Annotated in this window: 9 protein-coding genes and 1 pseudogene; all 10 read right to left on the reverse strand. The window is 30.0% G+C overall.

The features are described from left to right. A pseudogene (locus B3630_RS15635) lies at positions 1-448 on the reverse strand (hypothetical protein); the annotation flags it as partial. A gap of 368 nt (positions 449-816) precedes the next feature. Beyond that, the gene (locus tag B3630_RS15640; protein WP_346899775.1) at positions 817-1,299 is read right to left on the reverse strand and encodes a GNAT family N-acetyltransferase; all 483 of its coding nucleotides are present in this window, start codon (positions 1,297-1,299) and stop codon (positions 817-819) included. A gap of 399 nt (positions 1,300-1,698) precedes the next feature. Then, positions 1,699-2,043, reverse strand: coding sequence for a DUF1801 domain-containing protein (locus B3630_RS15645; RefSeq protein ID WP_346899777.1), 345 nt, complete (start codon positions 2,041-2,043; stop codon positions 1,699-1,701). A 54-nt stretch (positions 2,044-2,097) separates the two neighbouring features. Further along, a complete protein-coding gene (locus B3630_RS15650; protein WP_346899779.1) occupies positions 2,098-2,625 on the reverse strand; it encodes a GNAT family N-acetyltransferase in 528 nt (175 codons plus the stop codon). A 36-nt stretch (positions 2,626-2,661) separates the two neighbouring features. After that, a complete protein-coding gene (locus tag B3630_RS15655) occupies positions 2,662-3,225 on the reverse strand; it encodes a GNAT family protein (protein ID WP_346899781.1) in 564 nt (187 codons plus the stop codon). 33 nt (positions 3,226-3,258) lie between these two features. Then, a complete protein-coding gene (locus B3630_RS15660; RefSeq protein ID WP_346899783.1) occupies positions 3,259-3,666 on the reverse strand; it encodes a hypothetical protein in 408 nt (135 codons plus the stop codon). Positions 3,667-3,818: 152 nt separating this feature from the next. Then, entirely contained in the window at positions 3,819-4,553 is a 735-nt protein-coding gene (locus B3630_RS15665) for an MBL fold metallo-hydrolase (protein ID WP_346899785.1), read from the reverse strand. A 101-nt stretch (positions 4,554-4,654) separates the two neighbouring features. Then, entirely contained in the window at positions 4,655-5,488 is an 834-nt protein-coding gene (locus B3630_RS15670; RefSeq protein ID WP_346899787.1) for a GNAT family N-acetyltransferase, read from the reverse strand. Positions 5,489-5,813: 325 nt separating this feature from the next. Continuing rightward, positions 5,814-7,058, reverse strand: a complete 1,245-nt coding sequence (locus B3630_RS15675) for an SEC-C metal-binding domain-containing protein (RefSeq protein WP_346899789.1) — start codon at positions 7,056-7,058, stop codon at positions 5,814-5,816. A 148-nt stretch (positions 7,059-7,206) separates the two neighbouring features. Then, positions 7,207-7,683 carry an NUDIX hydrolase gene (locus B3630_RS15680; RefSeq protein ID WP_346899791.1) on the reverse strand — a complete coding sequence of 159 codons (477 nt, stop codon included), beginning with the start codon at positions 7,681-7,683 and terminating at the stop codon, positions 7,207-7,209. Positions 7,684-8,049: the final 366 nt, after the last annotated feature.

Genomic DNA, 8,049 nt, shown 5'->3' on the forward strand with positions numbered 1-8,049 from the left:
GTCCTGTTGGTCCTTGTGGTCCTATTGGACCTTTTGGTCCTTGAGCTCCCGTTGCCCCTGTTGCTCCAGCCGCTCCTGTTGCTCCTGTTGTTCCTGTTGCTCCTGTTGCTCCTGTTGCTCCTTGTGGCCCTGTTGGTCCTTGAGCTCCTGTTGCACCTGTTGCTCCTGTTGCTCCTGTTGCTCCTTGTGGTCCTGTTGGTCCTTGTGGCCCCATGTAACCTCTTGGACCTTGTGGTCCTGTTGGGCCTTGCGCACCTGTTTCACCTGTTGCTCCTGTTGCTCCTTGCGGTCCTGTTGGACCTTGTGGTCCCATGTAACCTCTTGGACCTTGTGGCCCTGTTGGCCCTTGTGGTCCCATGCATCCTCTTGGACCCTGTGGTCCTGTTGGCCCTTGCGGTCCCATGCATCCTCTTGGACCTTGTGGTCCTGTTAGTCCTTGTGGTCCCATGCATCCTCTTGGACCTTGTGGTCCTTGTGGTCCTGTTGGACCAATACAGCAGCAACACTGTTGTTGACATTGATTGTAATAAGGACATTGTGAGCAATTATATTGATACTCTGGGCAATAGCTTGAATCATTACTATAATCACTATTGTCTACATTTAAACCTTGGTTTGTATAATTTATTTGATTGATGTTTTCACCATTGTAATATTCTGACATAAATGATTTCCCCCTATTATCTATATGAAATTTTATTTCTATTAGATTCATTATTATTATACTCACCTATAATAATAAATGTTCATAAAAAAACAATAAGGTACTAAGGGATTTATTTTCCTCAGTACCTATCTTTAAATTATATTTTTATATTAACCTAAATTTAATTCCATTCTTCTATTTCTTACTGACATTCCCAATGATTCATAGAATTTAATAGCATCTTTATTAAACTCCCATACAATCAACTGTAAAGATAAAGCTCCTTCTGATTTTGCATAATTTACAACATAATCAAAAAGCAATCTTCCAATACCATTCTTTTGCTTACTAGCTTTAACACAAAAATCATCTATATAAGCAACTGTCATTGTTCTAAGAATCTGAATACTTCTAGAGGCCATAATTTTCACAATGCTATATGCTACTAACTCTTTATTATTAATATCTTCTACTACAAATACCTTTGTGTCACTGGTGCTTAATAACTCATAAAAATCTTCTTTTGTCAAAAGAGTATCAGTATTCATATAAACATCCGGTCTATTTTCAACATGTAAATTATGTACTTCTTTAACAAGATTATTGATCTCAATATAATCGCTTATAATTACTTCTCTTACTTGCAAATTCACAAAAATCTCCCTTTCTTATCCTTATATATTAAGTTATAATTTGATTTAAGTTATATACTTTGCGCCTGTTATCTATAGCTCTTCACGATAAATAAAATGCTTTATTTCCTTTTAATTATTTAATATTAACTCTTTGGCATTTGTACAATATAGCTCAACAGTTAAAATATCTTTCAAATACGCCCATGAAAACTCAAGTTTAAATGAGCCACTATCTATTTTTTCAATCCCATAAAATTCTCTATTCAATGGAATTTGTGTATCTTAAGTTAAAGTAACTTTATAAAATCCGTAAAAAATATATCTTCAATTATTTTCTCTTTTTGCTCTGAATTTATTAGATAAATATGCTGACAAGCCAAACAATCATATAAGGTGTAATGGGCAGTTATAGGAATCCTAATACATACTTGTGAAACAAGCCCTAAATATCTTTGATAAAGTTTCAAATGGTATTACTTGATCATCAAATACTTGTAGTACGCCTTTTGGTGTAATTTTATATTCTGATAACTCATCTTCATATTGAAATACTTTATCTACAAAAATATTTATATGATCATTGAATACGCGAATAACAATAGTTGTTCTATCTATATAGAAACATGGAACTTTAGTCCACATTTTTTCCTTTATATCAGGAACTATATCGTGAATTATATTTCTAATGGACTCCAATCGTTTTTCTTTTTCCACTCCATAACTTGCAAAATAATCTGAAACTTCTTTACATTTAATCCCCATAATTTCCTCCCATTTTTATACTTAATAATTTAACTATAGAGTATACTCACACTTTCAAAGTAATTTTTCATATAATCTAAACCAATTCAACCGATAGTTTCCAAGCCCTAAATCAACAGTATCAATATATTTAAAACCACATTTTTCATATAGCTTAATTGCAGGTATATTACCTTCATAGACATCCAATCTAATTGATTTAACCTGTGACTTAATACTATGCTCAATAGCAAAATCCATTAACGCTTTACCTACACCACATTTCAAAAACTTTGGGTGTACTACAAATGTATATACTACAAAAACATCTGAATAATCAGACTTAAATCCCCATTCTGCATTATGATATGCAGGTTCAGGCTCATGGCTTAAAATAATAGAACCAACTATTTTATTATTATATTTTGCTACATAGAGATTACCATGTTTAACTCCATCAATTGCATTTTGCCTTACAGGATATATCCCTTTTATCCATCCTGGATAGTTTACTCCTTCTGCTAAATGATCATTTAAATCGTTATAAAGCTGTTCTAACTCATCAAAATCATCAGCTTGTCCCAATTCAAAAACTATTTTCATATATGTACCCCTCCAATTAACTTAAATTTATATTCATTAGTCACTATATCCAATTAACCATTCTTCTCTCAAAATTGCATAGTGAACAACATCATAGAAAATACCCTTTACTTTCACTTCCTGTATGCCAGTTCCTTCATATCTCATACCACATTTTTGCATAACACAACCAGAGCCCTCATTTCCTATGTAGTGCGTAGCTTCAACACGATTCAATTCTAGGCTTGAAAAAGAAAAGTCTAATATTAGATTTAAAGCCTCTGACATATAACCCTTATTCCAATAATCTCTATTCAAAACATAACCAAAACTTGCTTTATTATCTTCAATATATAGTCTTAAATCAATGCATCCAATACACTTTTCTTCTTCTTCTAATTCAATTGCAAAAACTCCACTTTTATCAATATAATATGTTTTCACAACGTCCTCTATTTCTGATATATCCTTATATGAAGGCCATGTTAAATATTTTGTTACAACATCATCACTGGCATATAAAAAAACATCATCTATATCATCCATAGTGAATGGTCTTAAAATTAACCTCTTTGATTTTAAGACTAAATTTTCTCTTAAAATTTCATTGTAATCAACCACGTTCTACACCTCACTAAAATATTCTTCGTACGTCTAGTAACCAGCCATCTTCATTAATTCCAACAATTTCTCTGTTATATTAGTTTTTAAATCACCATATTTATTATCTGAATATTCATACTGACTACCATATCTTTGTTCCTTTGGATAAAAATAAGATGGTCTGCACTTATTCTCTTCAGGTTCCCAATCATAACGAGCTTCAATATGCGCATGTAAATAGTGGTCTAAATTCATCAAAATAGAGTAATTAATTCTTAATGGATTACATGCTTTTATAATGGCGTCTCCTATTAATGTCATATCAGTTAAATATTGAGTTCTTTCCTTTAGAGATAATTCATTTAATGAACTCGCTCTCGGATATCCAAGAAGAACACAATATCCAGGCAGAAATTGATTATCTCCTATAACAGCAAAGCCACTTTTCATTCTTACCATTACTGTAGGATTTTCACCTCTTTATGCAGAACCAATTCTATCACTTTTCCAACTATCCATAATATATCTTCTCCAAACATTATTTTTTAACAAATTTTTACTTATATTGTTTTTTCTTTATCCATTTTTAAATCTATCTAAACCTTTATATTCTACTGATTATTTATTCTATTAAGTATTATTTCTCTATGCCTTGATATTTCCTCATATATTTCTTCTCCATATAGTATTCGTCCATGTCCTGGAACAAGAATTTCAGGTTTTAAATCTTCAATTAATTCTAATGTTTTTAGCCAATCAATCCATAATTCTTTATTTCCAAAAGCTAATGTAGGTAAAAAATCTGAATATATAGTATCAGCAACATATATAACCTTATCCATTGGTTCATAAACTATTATATTCTTATCTGTATGCCCATTGGCTATATATATTTTAAGATTAACACCTTCAATTTCTAATTCTGTATCTCCCTTAATTTTTATATCTGTTTCAAAAGACTTAACTCCTTCAAAATATAAATAAGCTTCTTTATTTTTTCTTCTTCTTTCAATTGTAATTTCATTATTGCATTCCTCTATATAACTATCTATCTCCTCTTGTTTTAGACTTACTCCCTCACGGGCTAATATTTTTACTCCTTTAGATTTGAAAAAAGAACTACCAAATATATGATCATAATGACCTTCTAAGTTAATAAGATAAGATACTTTATTCTCTGGAGCAACCGCGTTAGCGTATCCTAAAATAGTTTGAGCTGACTCTTTATTAAATCCAGAATCAATAATAACAGTCTCCTTTTCTCCTATAATAAACCCTGCATTAACAGAAAAACAATCAGCATGGGATAAACCAGTTAGACAATAACATTTATTTGATAGTTTCATACTTTTCCTCCATAATATTTTAATATAATTATTAAAACCAACTTTTTATAATAGTAATTTCAAATAAAATTTAATAGATTAATTATAAATTACGCTCTTTTCTACTTTATACCTTTAACAACAAACTCATGTACACGTTCTTTTATAAAACCTACCTTTTCATATAAAAACCTTGCTGAATTTCCTTCAACTACCCAAAGTGCCACTGTTGTATATCCTTTATCCAACAATCTATTAACAGCATAGCTTAACAATGCTTTTCCATACCCTTTATGTTGATGCTCTACTCCTATTGCAAGTGAATCTATTTCATTAGCTTCAAGTCTAACAGCTGCTACTATTTCATCATTTTTACGTAGCAGAAATATATTTTCTGCATTTTCTTTGTAATGATTTCTCTCTTCCTCACTTGGAAGGCTCAATGTAGAATCTAGACCCACAGATAAACGCATTTTATGAAATGCTTCACTGAAAACTTTTTGACATTTATGATAATACTTATCTTCATAATTTATAATTTCATCGTTATCTACCGCCAATTTGCTGCCATTATAAGTCATAAAGTTAGATTTAAACCAATAGTTATATTCATTCTTATACAAAAATGTTTTTTCAACATCATTAACTCTAAAATCACAAACTATTTCCTCAACTCCAACATTTCTCATTTTATCCTCTAAGTGCTTTAACAAGGCAGTTCCAATACCTTTTTTTCTTTTCGCTGGTTTCACATAAAAAGTCATACTAGTCTTTTTACTTACTCCAGTAAATACACCTACACCAATCACTTCAGATTCAACTACAACAATGCTCCCATACTGAGGCCATCTATTTAAGCAGCTAATTATATCATTTCTTACAAAATCATCATCTGAAATAAGCTCATTTACTTCATCTTTATATTCATAATTATACTCTTTAATACATAAGTTCATAACTAGATACCTCCCCTAAAACATTTATCATAAAGATATTGCTACTATATATCCATTTCTATTCTACTATTCTTCATTGATTTCCCACTAATTCTTTATTTTAATAGCAGTTTTTTACCATCTTTTATATATACGCTAAAAATTTTAATATTCCTCTTTTTATAAAGTTATACTATATTTTACATGAATATCTATTTATCTTATGAGCAAATGAAACAAATTTAAACAAAAATAAACTTCAGAAGAGTACTATCTCCTCTGAAGTTTATTTACTTATATTTACTATTAAATTAAACTTTATAAAACTAACTCTTTCCTAACCAAGTTATAATCCCTTAGATTCACAGCATTTTTTATACTTTTTACCACTACCACATGGGCAAGGATCGTTTCTTCCAACTCTTACCTTTTCTATGTTAAATATATTAGAATTATTTTTCTCTGCATCTGTATATCCATTATATTTCCAAGCTGGGATTTTCCTACAAAAATCATCTATTGCATTAATTATTTCACTTTCCAAAAATTCTGGTACAGAAAGATGATCAAGAGCCTTCTTAATTAGTTCTTCCTTACCTTCTAATTGATATGTTTCATATGTAAACTCTAGTAATTGTTCTATGCCATCTCCTGGTATATCATAGTTATCCTTAATAACTTTTATAAATTTTTTATAGTTATTTTTATCACCTATGTAATCTCTTCTACTAGCCTTAAGCAACTCTGTTTTTGTAAGTTGTTTGTAGTCATCTGTTAATCCTTGTAATTTTAGAGCTTCCAACTCTTGTATATCACATAAAAAACCATTTAATCCAAAGCTATCTTCATAGATATACTCAGCACTAGTTTTTTCTCCCATAGCTAAAACTTTCTCTACTTCTTCTAAGGGTAAATCTATCTTTGCATCCTCAGGTAATCTTTCCATAAATTCTTTTGCAGAAATCCCACCATAATAGTAAATCATACCTCTAAATAACTTTATTATTTCATCATTTTTTTCTATAGACTTCTTGTCTATTTGTGGTATAACTTTAAGAACCTGTTCTGGTGCACAAAGATATAATTTATCATCACTTTCAGCAATATATAACATTCCCATATCTTGCATAAATATAGAGTTTTCGGACTCATCCATATGTCCACTTATAGGAATAATCCCGTTATTTTTTAGTATTTTTTGTAAAGAAATATAACAATCAGTATCTACATATTTTAATACTTTTAAGATTGCATCTTCATAATTAATGGCAATTTTATCAATCAAATCATCTTTTTTGTCGGCTGACTTATATTCAATGTTTAATTCATTCATTATCTCTTTTAAAGTGTCCTTGGTTTCCACTTTTAGAAGTGCCTTTAAATCTTTAGAACATTCTCTTTTCAATGCACTCTTAGCTGTCCTTTGAATTCTTTTAAGAATAATTTCATCTACTAACCCTGCAATTTCAGTATCTACATCTTCTAAATATTTTTCATTCTTTAAGTCATTAGCTTCATGTTCTAGGATGTTTGTTTCATTAGCAGTTTCATCCGTAACTTGTTTTTCACAGAAATAAGATTTTTCTTTCATTGTTCCCTCCTGATTTATCTTTATGTTTCAAAAACTATTGTACTATAATTATTTATTAATTTCTATTGAAGTAAAATAGTTAATTCCTTATTTAATAAATTATAACATAAGACAATGATNNATCATTGTCTTATGTTATAATATTAAATTAAATGCTCTCATATGTGACAATATGTTCAACAGTATCACTAATACATGTTAGTTTCTCTGCAAAGAAGCTAGGAAAAGCTAAATAATCCCTCAATTTTTCAATAGGTAACCAATGCATATATTCACGACCACCTAGGGAATAACTATTGCTATTGAGTTCTTGACTTCCTCTTGGCTTCATTAAAAAGTAAAAGGTTATTTCATGACACTTTAACCCTTCTAATGATCCAGTACCATGAAAAAAGTTCTCATGAATAAAAACTAATCTTTCAATCTCGTATTCTACGCCTGTTTCTTCAAAAACCTCTCTTCTTACTGCATCTTCTGCCTTTTCCCCAAGATGTACACCTCCCCCAACGGAGTAATAATAATCATCTACTTCGTTTTTAGCAAAAAGTACTTGTCCATTTTCTATAATAATTGCTGCTGCTCTATATCTAAACCATCCATCTTCTTTTTCAAATCCACAATCCATTTTAAACCTCCAATTAAAATTTATTTATCTCTTTCATCTAATTTCATTTTTATATCATTAAGTTTTTCTATAATAATCATTGAGCATACTATTATTATTGCAGCTAATATCACTATTCCAGAATATCCACCAAATAGCACTGTAACAAAATAGTATACTAACCATAAACTATATGTAGCATGTTTATCCTCCTTTATACACTAAATAATACATTACTATTACATATTAACCTATAAATTAATTATAGACCAATAAAAATAAAGATAAAATAAAAAATTCTTACTTCGTTAATTCTTCCCACTAAAACATGAAAACTGCCCAAAACCTGCATAAATAAAACAACTATAGTGCTAGTATACTTTTATG

Origin of the sequence: Clostridium sp. UBA7503 (assembly GCF_002477055.1) — a bacterium.
Classification (GTDB): domain Bacteria; phylum Bacillota; class Clostridia; order Clostridiales; family Clostridiaceae; genus Clostridium_J; species Clostridium_J sulfidigenes.